Source organism: Kitasatospora sp. NPDC114501, from assembly GCF_055633695.1.
This window is the reverse complement of sequence record NZ_JBVKDS010000004.1, coordinates 325502-340549: the sequence shown is the minus strand read 5'-3', so window position 1 is coordinate 340549 and position 15048 is coordinate 325502. Positions and strand designations below refer to the sequence as shown.

General features: G+C 74.5%; 11 protein-coding genes. 6 read left to right on the top strand and 5 right to left on the bottom strand.

Translation table 11 applies throughout. The annotated features are described in order from the left end of the window. Positions 1-69: 69 nt before the first annotated feature. Positions 70-2916, bottom strand: a complete 2847-nt coding sequence (locus ACZ7RU_RS10615; RefSeq protein ID WP_470340506.1) for a hypothetical protein — start codon at positions 2914-2916, stop codon at positions 70-72. Continuing rightward, positions 2913-6257 carry an ABC transporter permease gene (locus ACZ7RU_RS10610; RefSeq protein ID WP_470340505.1) on the bottom strand — a complete coding sequence of 1115 codons (3345 nt, stop codon included), beginning with the start codon at positions 6255-6257 and terminating at the stop codon, positions 2913-2915. Before ACZ7RU_RS10610 ends, ACZ7RU_RS10615 begins: the two co-directional genes overlap by 4 nt. Before the next feature lie 417 nt (positions 6258-6674). Here ACZ7RU_RS10610 and ACZ7RU_RS10605 point away from each other — a divergent pair, with 417 nt between their 5' ends. Beyond that, a complete protein-coding gene (locus ACZ7RU_RS10605) occupies positions 6675-7403 on the top strand; it encodes an ABC transporter ATP-binding protein (RefSeq protein ID WP_470340504.1) in 729 nt (242 codons plus the stop codon). A gap of 328 nt (positions 7404-7731) precedes the next feature. Here ACZ7RU_RS10605 and ACZ7RU_RS10600 read toward each other — a convergent pair whose 3' ends face one another. Together ACZ7RU_RS10600 and ACZ7RU_RS10595 are read right to left on the bottom strand one after the other, a co-directional pair. Beyond that, on the bottom strand, positions 7732-9351 hold the full coding sequence (locus ACZ7RU_RS10600) for an alpha/beta hydrolase (RefSeq protein WP_470340503.1): 1620 nt from the start codon (positions 9349-9351) through the stop codon (positions 7732-7734). A gap of 245 nt (positions 9352-9596) precedes the next feature. Beyond that, complete coding sequence (locus ACZ7RU_RS10595; RefSeq protein ID WP_470340502.1) at positions 9597-9929, bottom strand: hypothetical protein; 333 nt, start codon at positions 9927-9929, stop codon at positions 9597-9599. 130 nt (positions 9930-10059) lie between these two features. Between ACZ7RU_RS10595 and ACZ7RU_RS10590 the strand changes: the two genes are divergently transcribed. Then, a complete protein-coding gene (locus tag ACZ7RU_RS10590) occupies positions 10060-10734 on the top strand; it encodes a TetR/AcrR family transcriptional regulator C-terminal domain-containing protein (RefSeq protein WP_470340501.1) in 675 nt (224 codons plus the stop codon). Between the two features lie 57 nt (positions 10735-10791). On the opposite strand, the gene ACZ7RU_RS10585 is transcribed toward ACZ7RU_RS10590, so the two are convergent. Next, positions 10792-11397 (bottom strand): TetR/AcrR family transcriptional regulator, encoded by a 606-nt coding sequence (locus ACZ7RU_RS10585; protein WP_470340500.1) that lies wholly within the window; start codon positions 11395-11397, stop codon positions 10792-10794. Between the two features lie 236 nt (positions 11398-11633). Between ACZ7RU_RS10585 and ACZ7RU_RS10580 the strand changes: the two genes are divergently transcribed. From ACZ7RU_RS10580 to ACZ7RU_RS10565, 4 genes are all read left to right on the top strand, one after another. Then, positions 11634-12815 (top strand): FAD-dependent monooxygenase, encoded by a 1182-nt coding sequence (locus ACZ7RU_RS10580; protein WP_470340499.1) that lies wholly within the window; start codon positions 11634-11636, stop codon positions 12813-12815. Between the two features lie 59 nt (positions 12816-12874). After that, positions 12875-13396: a MarR family winged helix-turn-helix transcriptional regulator gene (locus tag ACZ7RU_RS10575; RefSeq protein WP_470340498.1), complete on the top strand. Its 522-nt coding sequence runs from the start codon at positions 12875-12877 to the stop codon at positions 13394-13396. A gap of 114 nt (positions 13397-13510) precedes the next feature. Continuing rightward, positions 13511-13999 (top strand): hypothetical protein, encoded by a 489-nt coding sequence (locus tag ACZ7RU_RS10570; RefSeq protein ID WP_470340497.1) that lies wholly within the window; start codon positions 13511-13513, stop codon positions 13997-13999. After that, positions 13996-14859, top strand: a complete 864-nt coding sequence (locus tag ACZ7RU_RS10565; protein ID WP_470340496.1) for an NmrA family NAD(P)-binding protein — start codon at positions 13996-13998, stop codon at positions 14857-14859. Before ACZ7RU_RS10570 ends, ACZ7RU_RS10565 begins: the two co-directional genes overlap by 4 nt. Positions 14860-15048 lie beyond the last annotated feature (189 nt).

The window sequence follows — 15048 nt, the reverse complement described above, 5'->3', positions numbered from 1 at the left end:
CCCCTGCACCACTCCCGGCCGCCGGTCGCGGCCTTCCCGCCGCGTCACCGGCCGCCGCCGTTCCCGGCCTCATTGCCGCTCCCCCGCTCGCAGTTCGGTGGCGATCTGGCGCCGTCCGGCGACCAGCGTCTCCAGCACCACGCCGAGGCAGACCACCAGGGTCAGACCGGCGGTGGGCAGCAGCACCGGCAGCACCGCCGGGGTCAGGGTCTCGCCGACCGTGGCGCCGACCAGCGCCGAGAGGTCGAAGGCACCCCCGAGCAGCGCGACCGCGGCCAGGGCGACCAGGCCGCCGCCGACGGCCGCCGCCAGGGTCTGCGGCAGCGACTCGGCGATGATCAGCGCCAGGCCCTGCCGGGGCCGCAGGCCCATGGTGCGCAGCCGGGCGAGCACCGCCGTACGGTCCGGCGCCGCCCGCAACAGCGTCAGCAGCACGGCCAGCAGGGCGAACCCGGCGGCGGCGAAGCCCGCGTACCAGAACATCCGTCCGGCGGCGTGCTGCACCGGGTCGGCGGCCAGCTCGGCGATCTTCTCGCGGCTGCTGTGCACCGCGTAGCCGGGGGGCAGTCCACCGGAGGTCTTCCCCGCCGCCCTGGCCTCCTCGTCGACCAGTTTGGCGTGCTTCCCCAGGTTCACGCCGGTGGCGATGCCGCGCTCGATGAGCAGGGCGCGGACCCGGTCGGGGTCGACGTCGCCGACCGCGAACCACTTGTTCACCTTGGTCGCCCGCCTGAGTTCCGGCAGGCGTTCCGTGGCGGGGCCGGCCGGCACCACGACGAACGGCTTGCCGGGGTCCGCCAGGGCGGGCGTGGCGGTGACGATCCCGGCGGCGGTGACGGCCATCTGGCTCCCGGTGGGCGTGCGCACCTGCGGCGCACCCGTGGCCAGCCGGTCGGCCAGGTCCCGGCTGAACAGCGCGGGCACCGGGGCGTCCTGGCCGGCCGGCGCGGCGGCCAGCGCGGCCGGGTCGTACTCGCCGACCCCGGCGGTGCGGGAGATCTCCGCGTAGGCGTGCGGATCGACCGTCACCAGGATGGCGTCGGTGCTGGCCCGGTCGCCGCCGATGAAGGTGGCCCGCTCCTCGACCCAGGCGCCGGTCGCGGCCCGGACGCCGGGCAGTTCGCCGGCCGCCTTGGTGAAGGCCTCCGGCAGGCCGGCGTAGGTCGGGACGCTGACGGACACGTCACCGCCGGTGGCGATGCGCGCGGCACGCGTCCGGGAGTGGTCCACCGTGTCGAGCACGGTGGCCCCGAAGCCGGTGGCCGTGACGGCGATCAGCAGGGCGAGCAGCGGCAGCGCGGAGGGCCGGCGCCGGCCCGAGTTGTCGCGGGCGGCCCGGACCAGGCCGAGGAAGCCGACCAGTCCACGGCCGCGGCCGGCGAGTGCCGCCAGCCAGCCGACCACGACCGGCTCGATCCGGGCCAGCAGCAGGCCGCCGGAGACGGCGAGCAGCAGCGGGGCGGCGACCAGCAGCGGGTCCACCTCACTGCCCGGGTGGCCGACGCCGCGTCGGCGGACCTCGGCGACGGCGGCCGCGGTGACGCCCAGCACGGCGAGTTCGCCGATCACCCGGCGCCAGCCGCCGGCCGCCCGCGGACGCGCCCAGAGCAGCGCGGCCCGGGCCGGGAAGGCCAGGATCGCGAACAGGGTCACGGCGAGGGCGAGCAGCACCGAGTTGCCCCAGCGCGGGGCGGGCAGCAGCACCAGCGCGAGGGCCGTGCCGAGGACCGCGGCGGGCAGCACCGTCACCGCGCCCTCGCCGAGCAGTCGCAGCAGCACTCCGCCGCGCGAGCCGCCGCGGGCCTGGAGCAACCGGATCTCGGCGGTGCGCCGGTCCGTGCTGAGCGCCGCGGCCAGACAGAGCACGACGATCGCGACGCCGGCGACCCCGGCGGGTCCGATGGCGCCCAGCGGCCCCGCGGCCTGGTAGCGGTCGGCGGCCCGGGCGAGGACGTCCGGCATCAGCGAGGTGGCGTGCAGGTCGGCCCGGAGCGTCGAGTCGACCAGGGCGGTCATGCCCGGTCCGGCCATGTACGAGCCGAGGGTCGCGCGGGTCCGGTCGAGCTGGTCGGCGCGCAGCGGACCGGGGTCCACGGGCAGCCGCCAGAAGTTCTGGCCGCTCCCGCCCCAGCCGGCCAGCGCGGACAGGCTGCCGCCGTCGACGAAGCCGGTGGTCCAGTACCACGCGGCGTCGCCCTTGAGGCCCAGGCAGGCCCTGGCCGGACAGCCGAGACCCTCCCAGAACGGGTCCTGGGGATCGTTGACCCGGTAGAGGCCGACCACGGTGCTGCGCAGCGTGAGGGGTCCGTCGGTGCCGCTCTCGATGACGTCGCCGATCTTGATGTTGACGGTCTCGGCGGCCTGCTGGCTCAGCACGATCGGCAGCGGGCCGTCGGCCGGGGCGGGGCCCGGCCAGGTGCCCGCGGTCAGGGTCGCCCGGTCGGCGAGGCCGTGCAGGTAGTACAGGTTGAGCGCCGGGACGGCGTTGTCGGAGATCCGGGTGAACCCCCGGTTGAACATCTTGCGCTCGGTCTTGACCCGGGTGCCGTAGGTCTGGGCCGACGGCAGCAGCGGGAGGTCCCGTCCGATCCGCTGGTTCAGCTTCCGCTGGATCGCCTCCAGGTCCGCCCCGGTGTCGCTCCGGGCCGTCTCGGCGGTGTACTCCATGTTGGTCACGTTGGCGCCCAGGCTGCGGGTGAACTCCTGGAGCGCGGTGTCCGCGCCCCGGTCCGCGACGCGTGGGAAGGCCGACGCCAGGAACACGGTGACGAGGACGAGGGCCGCCGTGAGCAGCGCGGCCAGCGGCATCGCGCGCAGCCTGGTACGGATCCAGGGCGCGGGCCGGTGGGCACGCACGGGCCCGGACGCGGGCGCCCGCTCGGGGGTGGGCACGGTGGTGCCGGACTCGGTGGTCACATCTCCTCCACGTGGCGCAGCCGGGAGGCCACGTCCCGGCGCCGGCGTCCGAGCAGGAAGGCCGACAGCAGCGGGACGACGGCGATCGCGGCCGCGAACAGCAGCGCCTGACCGAACGGCAGCTCGACCAGGGCCTCGGGCAGCGGGCGGCGGGCGGCGGGGGTCAGCACCACGAAGGGCACGATCAGCCGCACCAGCAGGGCGCCCAGGGCCAGACCGACGATCCCGCCGAGGCCGACCAGCACCGCGTTCTCGGCGGCGACGGTGCGGGTGACCTGCTTGCGCGGGGCGCCCAGGGCGAGCAGCAGCGCGGAGTCCCGGGAGCGTTCGTGGGCGGAGCCGGCCACGGCGGCGGCGAAGCCGATCGCGGCGAGGATCCCGGTGACGATGGCGATCGCCATCAGCGCGCTCTGCGGGGCGGCCCCGACGGGGTCGCCGAGGAGGCCGTCGGCGACCTCCTCGTAGAGCGCGAGGTCCTGGCTCCCCGGGGCGCCGCGCAGGGCGGCGGCGGTCTCGGCCGGGGCACGGTCGCCCGGCCCGGCGGCGGGCAGCCACCACTCGGTGCGGGTGGGCAGGTTGCGGTCCTGGAGGGACAGCACCCGGGCGACGGTGCCGAGGTCCATCACCAGGGCCCGGCGGCCGGCCACCGGCACGGCCTCGGCCGCGGCGGTCACCTTGACCGGGACGACGACCCCGCTGAACGGCACCTGGAGGGTGTCGCCGACCGACGCTCCGACGGCCTTCAGGTAGTCACGGGTGGCGACGGCGTTGACGGTGGCCGGAGCGGCCGTCCCGATCGACCCGGCCGGGCTCAGCACGGCGCGCACCGCGTCGCCGATGCCCCTGCCCGAGCGGTAGCGGACCGTGAACAGGCTGTCGGCGGCGGCCTTCTCGGAGTCGAGCGCGGCCACCGGCGAGCCGTCCACGGTGGAGCGGGACGCCGGGGGCTTAAGGCTCCAGGCGGCACCGGCCGGTACCGGCACGGCGGTCGACGGTCCGTCGGCGGACTCCGAGACGGCCAGGTTCCGCACGGTGACCTCGCCCGCGCCGCGGTCGCTGAAGGCGACGGTGGCGCCGACCACGGTCAGCGGAGCGGCGACCGAGCCCACCGGGGCGTCGACCAGCGGGCCGAGCCGGACCGAGGTGCGGACCTGGCCGTTCAGCGGGAGGTCGCCGAACGGGACCTTGTAGACCAGGCCGAAACGGTCGCGCAGCAGCAGCCGGACCTCGGGGTGGACCGGGCTGCTCCAGGCGGCGGCCGGCTCCGGCTGGCTCACCGCGATGTCGGCGTCGATCCGCAGCGGCCGGCCCGGCAGCGGGATGCCGGCCACGGCCGGTGCGGCGAGGTTGCCGAGGACCTCCGCCCCGGAGCGGCCGTCGATCAGGTCGGAGCGGACCGGGACGCGCTCCGCGGAGGCGGCGGTGTCCACGGCCAGCAGCTGGCCGGCGCCGCCCTGGAGCGGCTGCTCGTCGCGCACCACCGGGAGCATCCGGTCGCCGCCGGGCAGGCTGCCGTAGCGGCCGCCCTGGCCCATCACGGAGTTGTGCGAGCCGGAGATCCGCAGGCCCCCGGCCGTGGTGAAGGCGGCCTGGTCGCGCTGGGAGGAGGTCCAGGTGGCGTGCTGGCCGAGGGCCAGGACACCGGTGGCCACGGCCATCACGAGCAGCAGTACCGGGCCGGTGGCCCGGCCGGGCCGGCGGGCCAGCTGCCAGCCGACCATGGCGGGGCCGAGGCCTCGGCCCCGGGCCGCCGCGCGGGCGCCGAGCCGGGCGACGAGCGGGAGCAGCCGCAGCACCACCAGGGTGCCGGCGCACAGGGCGAGGGTCGGGGTGGCGACCAGCAGCAGGTCCACGTCGAGCCGGCCGCTGGAGTCGGGGGACAGCCCGCCGCCGTACTGGTCGAGCTGCTGGTAGGCGAGCACGGCCAGGGCGAGCACGGCGAGGTCGCCGCCGTTGCGGGCGACGCCGGAGACCACGGCCTGGCGGCGGCCGGCCCGGCGGCGCAGGGCGGCGCCGAAGCCGCGCACCACGCTGGGCACGGTGGCCAGCAGGATGCAGGCGAGCGCGCAGACCAGGGCCACCGGCCAGAGCGACCAGCTGACGCCGGTGTCCAGGGCGATCTGCCGGGAGCTGCCGAGGCCGGCCAGCGCGCGGACCAGGACCGGGGTCAGCAGCGGCGCGAACACCGCTGCGGGCAGGGCCAGCAGCAGCGACTCCAGGGCGGTGAAGGCGCCGAGCCGGACGGCCGAGGCGCCGCGCGCGGCGAGCATCTCGTTCTCGGACTCCTGCCGCGCGGCGATCAGGTGGACGACCAGCAGCAGGGCGGCGGCGGCGAGCACCGCCAGCTGGAGGGCGCCGATCAGCAGGGTGGACCGGGCGACGACCATGCTGGCGGACAACTCGTTCATGATGTCCGGCAGTTCGGTCGACGCGCCGAGCGAGGCGGTGCGCCGCAGTTCCTCGGCGAGGCTCCGGGCGCGGTCGCCGACGGCCTGCGCGGTGGCCCGGTCGGTGCCGGAGAAGTCGGCGTCCAGCGACCAGCTGAGGCCGCTCTGGACCAGGCCGGCCGTGGTGAAGGCGCTCCGGTCGACCATCATCGGGCCGAAGGTGGTGAAGCCGCCGACCTCGATCTCGTGGCCGCCGACCGGGTCGATCCGCCAGTACGGGGCGGTCGGGTCGGTGGCCCGGTAGACGCCGGTGATCCGGACGGTCAGCGGCTTGCCGTCGTTCCGGTCGACGATCCGGACCTCGGCGGGCAGGGCCTGCTCGGTCAGGCCGAGCCGGCGCAGCAGGCTCTGCGGGACGGCGGCCTCCGGGGCGGCGGACTGCACCGGCCCGGTGGCGGCGGACGGCCAGGCGCCGGCCAGCAGTTGGACCCGGCCGCGGTCGAGGTCGGCGAGGACCGTGAGGTCGAGCGGGGCACCGGCGGCCCGGCCCGCGGGGGCGCCGCCTGTCGCGGTGCCGTTGGCGGGTGTGCCGTTCGCGGTGCCGCCGTTGGCGGGTGTGCCGTCCGCGGCGGTGCCGGAGACCGGCAGGCCGTAGGAGCGGCTGCGCGTCAGACTGTCGGTGCGGACGGGCAGGTCGCCGAAGAGCTTCTGCCGGTAGGCGGCGACGGCCGCCTCGTCCTTGGTCCGCTGGTCGAGTCCGTGCTCACCGGTCACCGCCACCGTGGTCCGGGCGTGACCGGACCCTTGGAGCGCCTGTCGCAGGCCGGCCTCGCCGACACCGCTGTTGAAGGCCACCAAGGCGGTCAGCACGGACGTGGTGATCAGCACCGCCGCCAGGACGGCGGCAGCCAGCGGCACTCGCCCGCGCAGTCGGCGCACGACGAAGCCGAGCATCAAGTTCCTCCCCCGGATTTACGGTCCCCGGCTGCATCCCGGGCCCCGCTCGTCGGTCCGATCCGAGGACGACTCGGCCACAGACGGACACATCGCGAGCACACCGGCGCATTGAACACCGGCAATCGGTCGCCGGATAGCGGACGATGCTGTCAGATTCGATCCAGGAACGGAAGGGACTTGCGCGAATCAAGTAAGCAGTGAGCAAATTCCTTTCCTTGGTAGCATCCGGGCCGGGGATGCCCCCGCTTGAATGCCATGAACACCTCACAACTCCGGCTTCAGCGCACCCTTTTGTCCCGGGAACCGCCTTCTCGGATTCCCGCCCGGGAACGTGAACCGCCGGAGCAGTCATATCCGTAGAACGGACGGGACCCGGATGGAACCGGGCCGCCACGCCCTCAGGGGGGACGCCGCATGACGCAGCATCAGGCCGCCACTGTCGACACCACCACCCGGCCGATGGTGGCCGTGACCGACCTCCGCCGGAGCTTCGGCACCGGCGAGCGGGCCGTGCACGCCCTTCGCGGCGTCTCGTTCACCGTCGGTCGCGGCGAACTCGCCGCGCTCAAGGGCCGGTCCGGCTCGGGCAAGACCACCCTGCTCAACCTGGTCGGCGGCCTGGACACACCGACCGGCGGCAGCATCGCGCTGGACGGCGTCGACCTCGCCGGACTGGACGAGGACGGCCGGCTCGCCCTTCGGCGGGAACGGATCGGCTTCGTCTTCCAGTCCTTCGGGCTGATCCCGATGCTCACCGCGGCCGAGAACGTCGGCGTTCCCATGCGGCTGCGCAAGGCCCCGGCCGCCGAGCGCGAGGAGCGCGCCCACGCCCTGCTCGCCCTGGTCGGCCTGGCCGACCACGCCAACCAGCGCCCCGGCGAGCTCTCCGGCGGGCAGCAGCAGCGCGTCGCCATCGCCCGCGCGCTGGCCAACGAGCCCAGCCTGATCATCGCCGACGAGCCGACCGGCCAGCTGGACTCCGAGACCGGCCGCTCGATCATGGAGCTGCTGCGCGCGGTGGTGCGCAGCGAGGGCGTCACGGTGCTGGTCGCCACCCACGACCCGACGCTGATGGGGCTCGCCGACCGGGTGATCGAGGTCCGGGACGGACGGATCCTCGAGGCGGCGGAACAGGCCGCCTAGCGCAGCGGGCAGGCAGGCTTTCCGGGTTCCGGAGAAACCGGCGGCCCGGAATCGGTTGATCAACAGTGTGACATCGCGTCGTTTTCGGTGGATCACCCCGCGGTGAGCTCCGGCGTCGCACCGGGACCCCATTGTCAGCGGCATGGGCTACGGTCGCCGACAACTCGCCGGATTCCACTCCACCGGAGGTTCGACGACGATCCACCGTCGCGTTCTCCGGGCCTTTCCGATCTTCGGGGACCCGCCCGGAAAACACGGTCGTGGTGGCCGGCGGAAGCCGACCACCACGACCGTCATGCCCTCCCCCGGGTCATCGGGGGCCGTTCCGTCAGACCGCCGGGAAGATCTCCGCGTCCGGCTTCAGCAGCTGGCCGGGGGCCGGCGCGGTGCCGTCCACCAGGTAGCGGGTGACCAGCTGGTTCAGCGCCGCGCTGCGGCCCACGGCGCAGTGCTCGATCGAGTCGACGCTGACCAGCACCGCGTTGCCCAGCTGCTGCTGCATCCGCTCGGCGAACTTGTACTGGGTGGCCGGGTCGTAGAGGTTCCCGATCACCATCACGGTGTTGGAGGTCTTCTTGTTCCACGGGCCGGAGAAGCGCTCGGCGTCCCGGGCCGGGGCCGGCCAGCTCGCACACGCGGGCGCGTCGAAGGCCTGGTAGCGGCCGAAGGTCGGCATGTCCTTCTCCCACGCCTTGGCCGCGTTCGCGAACACCCGGTCGTTGGAGGGGTACGGCTTGTCCTGGCAGTTGACGGCCAGGTAGGAGTCGTCCGCGGTGTACTCGGAGTCCACCGGGGCCTCCCGCAGCGCCGCCCGCGGGACGTCCACCGAGAGCAGGTTGGCGTCCTCGTCCGAGACGTTCGCCTGCGGGGCGAGCAGCGCGGTCGCGGCCGGCTTCTGGAACACCTGGTAGGTGGCCTGGAGCGACTTGGCCAGCGGGGCCAGCTTGGCCTGCGAGTACAGGGCGCTGGCGACCTCGCCGGTGAAGCTGCTCAGGGTCACCTTGGAGCCGTTCGGCAGCGTGATCGGGCTGGTCCGCAGGTGGTCGCGGAGCTGGTCGAACTTGGCCCGGGTGTCGCCCTCGCCGAAGGCGCAGCGCGGGGCTCCGGCGGCCTGGCAGCGCTTGAGGAACTCGTCCAGGGCCAGCTCGAAGCCGTTCGCCCGCTGGCGGTCGTACTCCAGGCCGTTGTGCAGGCGCAGGTTCGGGTCGACGTTGCCGTCGACGATGATCGCGCGGACCTTGTTCGGGTACATGTTGGCGTACGTCGAACCGATCAGCGTGCCGTAGGAGAACCCGGCGAAGGAAAGCTGGGAGTCACCGACGGCGCGGCGCATCCGGTCGAGGTCGCGCACCACGTTGATGGTCGACATGTGCTCGATCAGCGGGCCGGCGTTCTTGCTGCACGCGTCGGTGTAGTCCTGGTCGGCGTCCAGCGTCTCGTTGATCTCGGCCTTGGTGACCGGCACGCCGACCATGCGGTTGGTGACCGCGTCGGCGTCCTCCTGGGTCTTGAAGCACTTGAGCGGGTTGCTCCGGGCCACGCCGCGCGGGTCGAAGCCGACCAGGTCGAACTTGGACTGCACCTCCGCGCCGAAGCGGCTGGTCGTCGCCCACAGGTAACCGCTGCCGCCCGGGCCGCCGGGGTTGAGGAACAGCGAGCCGATCCGCTTCGACGGGTCGCTCGCCCGCCGCCGCATCATGGCGATGCCGATCTTCTCACCCGACGGGTTGTCGTAGTCCAGCGGCACGGGGTACACGGCGCAGTCGTAGATACCGGGGTCCGGCTTGGTCGGGTCCGGGTTGCACGGCGTCCAGGCGACGGGGTCGACCTTCGCCTCGAGCAGGCCCGGGGCCTGGTCGACGGGCGCCGCCGACGCGGCGACGGCGGTGCCGGTGACAAGTGCGAGAGCGCAGGTGACCGCTCCGGCCAGCGTGGATATGCGGGACAAGGAACCTCCTCCGTACTGAAAAGGGCGGCCCCAGCCTGTCAGTCGGAGATCTCCGTGGGAAGACCTGGGAGGATCGTAAATCATCCTCCCGACACGGAACCCGTCAGGAAATATTCTGTGAATGAACCAACTTGACGGTTGATTGACCTGATGCCGTGTCATCCCGAATCGCGGATCGGCCGGCGGCCGTCCGGGTCGGCAGGGGGTGCGGAAATCCCCGCGCGTCCGCACCCCGAGGGCGTCCGCTATCGCGCGATCGGCCGCGACAGGTCGTCCTCGGCGACGACCTGGTAGACGGCGTTCAGGGTCGGCGGGCCGACCAGGTCCTTGATCCGCTCGAAGCGGCGCGCCTCGACCGGGGCCACCCGCTCCGTCCAGGCCTCGATGGACTCCGGGCCGTGGTCGCCCTCGATCAGCGCGATGGTGACGATCTCCCGCGAGTCCTCCAGCGCGGTGGCGCTGATCACCCGGGTGCGCGGGTCGTCCGGGAAGACCTCGTCCGGGATCCACGCCTTGCGGAACTCCCCGTACTCCACACCCTCGTTGAGCTTGCGCACCATCACGGCGACGAGCTGCACGACATCCTCCCCAGAGTTTTTCTTGCAGTGCAAGAAGTTGACGACGGGTATTGTTTTCTTGCACTGCAAGACTTGTCAAGGCCCGAGCCGCACAGCCCCGGTGGAGCACACCGGGACGGAGGAGGAACTGATGCCGAACCGGCGCACCCGCCCGCGGACGGGACTGACCCGCGAGAAGGTCATCGACGCCGCGCTCGCCTACGTGGACGAGCACGGGCTCGCCGCGCTCTCCAACCGCAAGCTCGGTGCGGCGCTCGGCGTCGAGGGCATGACGCTCTACTACTACGTCCCCAGCAAGGCCGCCCTGCTGGACGGCATGGTGGAGCGCCTGCTGGAGCTGTCGGCCGGGAGCCTGTTCACCGAACCCGACGGCCCGTGGACGGATGTGGTCGGGGAGTTCGCCGTCGAGCTGCGCCGGCTGCTGCTCGACCACCCCGCCATGCTCACCGTGCTGGCCACCCGCCCGGCCGCCACGCCGGCCTCCCTCGCCCTGCTGGAACGCGGCATCGCGGTGCTCCGCGAGGACGGCGTCCCGCTCGGCGACGCGCTCGACGTGCTCAACTCCGTCGTCCGGTGGACCATCGGCCACACCCTGGGCGAGGTCGGCGAGACGCCCCACCACGAGGGCACCGAGCCCCAACCGGAACAGTTCGCCGCGCTGGACCGGGAGGCCTACCCCCACCTGGCGCGGGCCTTCGCCACCGGCGAGGGCCTCGACTCCGAGCAGTGCTTCCAGCGCACGCTGCGCATCCTGCTGGCCGGCTACGCCGCCGAACTGGAGCACGCACGGCGGCGCGAGGCCTGATCGGACCATTCGGGTCCGGCCGGACGGGCCCCACGAGCCTGTCCGGCCAGGCCCGCATCAGCCCGCGACCGCCTCCCGCAGGGCGGCCGCCACCAGCCCCTGGACCGCGTCGGCCCCGGGCTCGCCGCCGCCCACCAGGTGCTCGAAGACCAGGCCGTCGATGCAGGCCAGCAACGTGGTGGTCCGCCCGTCGGGGTCGGCCACGCCCTGGTCGGCGAGGAACCTGCGGACGGCGGCGCGCCCGGCGTTCTCCCGTGGGACGAGGATCTCGCGCAGCTCGGGGTCGCGTACGCTCTCCACCGCGCAGGCGTACCGGGCGAGCGAGCGCCGCCGCCCGTCGCCGGACAGCCGCCGCCGCATCAACTCGCCGATCCCCTCGGCCAGTTCCGCCGCCGAACGGACCGGCACCCGCTCCCCCATGGCGTGCAGCTCACTCTGGTCCAGCTCCACCAGCCGCCGCACCAGCGCGGTGAGCAGCGCCTGCCTGGTCCGCAGGTAGGCCGAGGTGGTCCCGACCGGCAGCCCGGCCGCCGCGTCGACCGCCCGGTGGGTCAGTCCGCGCACGCCGAGGTCCGCCAGCACCCCGATCGCGGCGTCCGCCAACACCGTCCGCCGGTCCCGCCGTCCCGCATCGTCCCGCTTCTGGTCCTCGTGTCGCCGCATCCCCCCTTTCTACCGGGGCCGGGCCGCCCGTCGCGCATCCCCTCGGGCCGGACCGGCCGCCGAGCGCCGCCGCCATCGACCAACCGGCCGCCGTCCCAGGCCGTCCCAGGCCGCGGCCGGCCGCCGCCGCACCGCTCGGGCGCCCCGCGCCTACCCCCGTCCGCCCGCCGGCAGCCCCGTAGTACGCTCCTTCTACAGCTGTAGAAAGCAGCACGGCGACACGGGAAGGACCGGGCATGAGCGGCAACAGCGCGGTGGTGGTCGGGGGCGGTATCGGCGGACTGGCCGCCGCGATCGGGCTCCGGCTGGCGGGGTGGGACGTGACCGTGGTCGAGCGGGCGGCCGTCCTGGACGATGCGGGTGCCGGCATCTCGCTGGCCGCCAACGGGATGCGCGCGCTCGCCGCCCTGGGGGTCGGCGAGGCCGTCGAGGCGGCCGCCCGCCGCCAGTACACCGGCGGCACCCGGACACCGGACGGCCGCCGGCTCGCCGCGATGGACGGCGCGGCCCTGGAACGCGAGCTGGGCGCCCCGATCGTCGGCATCCCCCGCGCGGCCCTGCACCGCATCCTGCGCGAGGCGCTGCCCGCCGAGTCCCTCGTCATCGGCACCGAGGTGGCCGAGGTGGACACCACCCACCCGTTCCGGGTCCGGGTCGGCGCCGGCGGCACCACCCTGGAGGCCGACCTCCTGGTGGCGGCCGACGGCATCAACAGCCGTCTGCGGCGCCGCCTCTTCCCCGACCACCCCGGGCCGGTGTACAGCGGCTCGACGGTGCTGCGGGCGATCACCGAGCGCCCCATCGACGGACTGAAGGCCGACTTCGAGCTGACCTGGGGCCACGGCGCGGAGTTCGGCCACATCGCCTTCCCGGACGGCACCGCCGAGTGGCACGCGGTCCTGAACGCCCCGGCCGGCGTCCGCTACCGGGACCCGCTGACCGAGATCCGCCGCCGCTTCGGGCGCTGGCACGAGCCGATCCCCTCGCTGCTGGCCGCGACCCGGCCGGAGGCGGTGCTGCACCACGACGTCAACGCGCTGGCCACCCCGCTGCCGTCCTACGTCTCGGGCCGGATCGCCCTGCTCGGCGACGCGGCGCACGCCATGACGCCGCACCTCGGCCAGGGCGCCTGCCAGGCCCTGGAGGACGCGGTGACCCTGGCCGCGGCGCTCGCCGACGCCCGGACGGTCGAGGGCGGGCTCGCCCACTACGACGCGGCCCGCCGCCCGCGCAGCCAGACCGTGGCCCGCGACGCCCGCCGGGCCGGCCGGATGGGCCAGCAGCTCGCCCACCCGCTCGCGGTCGGCCTGCGCAACGCCGCGATCCGGCTCACCCCGCCCGGCGCGATGGTCCGGTCCGTGCTGCGGCACGCCGACTGGACGCCGCCCCGGATCGCCCCGCACACCACCCCGGCCTGAGGGTGTGCGGCCGCGGCCCCACTTGACCGGGAATCAGGTTAGGCACCATATTACTTCTCGTGACCCAGCAGCCCGAGAGCGGCCCCGCCGCCCCCAGCCTCGACCAGGCCCGCCGCCAGATCGCCCGCTACGGCCTCACGGCCGATCCGCAGGCGATCCTGGTCGCGACCCGGCTGATGGCGGCGGGCGCCCGGATCGGCCAGGCCGGCGAGGTGCACTTCGGCCGCTTCGGCCTCTCCACCGGCCGCTACCGGCTGCTGGCGGACCTGGAGGACCACGGCGGCGAGAAGTCGCCCTCCCAGCTCGCGGCGAGCCTCGGCGTCTCCCGGGCGACGGTGACCGGCCTGGTCGACGGCCTGGAACGGGAGGGCCTGGTGGCCCGCCGGCCGTCCACCGAGGACGGCCGCGGCAACGTGGTGATCCTCACCGCCCGGGGCGCCGACAGGCTCCGGGAGCTGGCACCCGAGCACTTCGCCCGGATGCAGGCGCTGGTCGGCGGCCTCTCCGTCGAGGAGCGCGCCACCTTCCTGGAGCTGCTGGCCCGGGTGGTCGCGGGCATGGACGCGCTCACCGAGGACTGATCCACACCCGGGGCGGGCCGCCGGACGGCGACCCGCCTCCCTTCAGCCCTAATAGTTAGGTACCTAAGCATAAATGCTTAGGCGCCTTACCACCTACGAGAGGAAGTCCGACCGATGAGCAAGAAGGCCCCCGGCGCTCCCCCGCCCTTCGTCCTGTGGCGCGAGGTCCTGGTCGCCTACGTCATGCCCGCCGCCACCGCCGGGACCGGCGGAGCCCTCAGCGGCCAGCCGCAGCTGGTGACCGCCGCACTCACCACCATCGGCGGCACCTCCGCCCTGGTGGCCGCCGCACTGGGCGCCGTGCTGCGCCGCCGACCCGTCCGCACCCGGCCCGCCCGGACCCCGCGCGCACTCGCGGCCGCCGCCCTCGGCCTGTTCGCGGCGGCACTCGCCCTGGCCGTCGGCCTCGCCGCCGCCCGCTGGCTGCCGCAGCTCCCGGCCCTCGCCGACAGCCCGTGGCCGCGCCGGCTCCCGCTCGACCTGGCGGTCTCCTCGGCGATCGCCGCCACCATCACCACCTGGCGCTGGCGCGGCAGCCGCTCCGCCCGTACGGCGCAGCACCGACTCCCCGCCGCCTCCCGACCCGAAAGGCAGACGTCATGATCGTCATCATGGGCGCCGGTGGCGCCACCGGCGGCGCCACCCTGCGCACCCTCGCCGCCCTCGGCGTGCCGACCCGCGCCCTCAGCCGTGACCCGGCCCGACTGGCCGCCGCACTGGACGGACGCACGCTCGCCCGGACCACCACCGCCCCGGCCCACGCCGCCGACCCGGCCTCCCTGCGCACGGCGTTCCGCGGCGCGCACCAACTCCTCCTCACCATGGCCAACGGCCCGCAACAGGTCCGGTACGAGCTGAACGCGATCGAGGCGGCGGTCGACTGCGGCGTGCGGCACATCGTCAAGGTCTCCGCGCCCGCCGCAGAGCCGGACTCCCCCGTGGCCGTCTCCCGCGGCCACCACCTGATCGAGGAGCGGCTGCGGTCCTCCGGGGTCACCGCCACCGTCCTGCGGCCGTACGCGTTCATGCAGAAGCTGCTGCTCCTGGCCCCCGGTATCGCCGCCGGGGTGGTGCACGGCGCGCTGGGGCAGGCGCGGTGCAACTACGTGGACGTCCGGGACATCGGGGACGCCGCGGCCGAGGTGCTCACCCGCCCCGAACTGGCCGGTGGCAGCTACCCGCTCACCGGCGGACGGGCCTACAGCCACCCCGAGCTCACCGCGCTGCTGGGCGAGCTGCTCGGCCGGCCGGTCCGCTACCTCGACCTGAGCCCGTCCGAGCTGCACGCCCACCTGGTCGGCCGGGCCGGGATGCCGGCCTGGCTGGCCACCCATGTGGTGGAGATCCAGCGGCTCGCGGTGGTCCGCGAGGAGACGCCGGACGACACCTTCCACCGCCTCACCGGACGCGCCCCGCGCACCCTGGAGGCCTTCCTCCGCGAGAACCTGCACCGCTTCAGCTGACCGCCGGGCAGCACGGCGGGCCGGGCCCGGACCGGACGGTCCGGGCCCGGGAAGCCCGGCCCGCCACCCGAAGGGAGCAGCATTCCCTGTGGCGTGGATCACGGCCGAGAAATCGACCTGACGGACCGTCAATTCCACTGACGCCTCGTCACATCGACGAAACCGAGCCCCAGTTGTTGACTGACACAT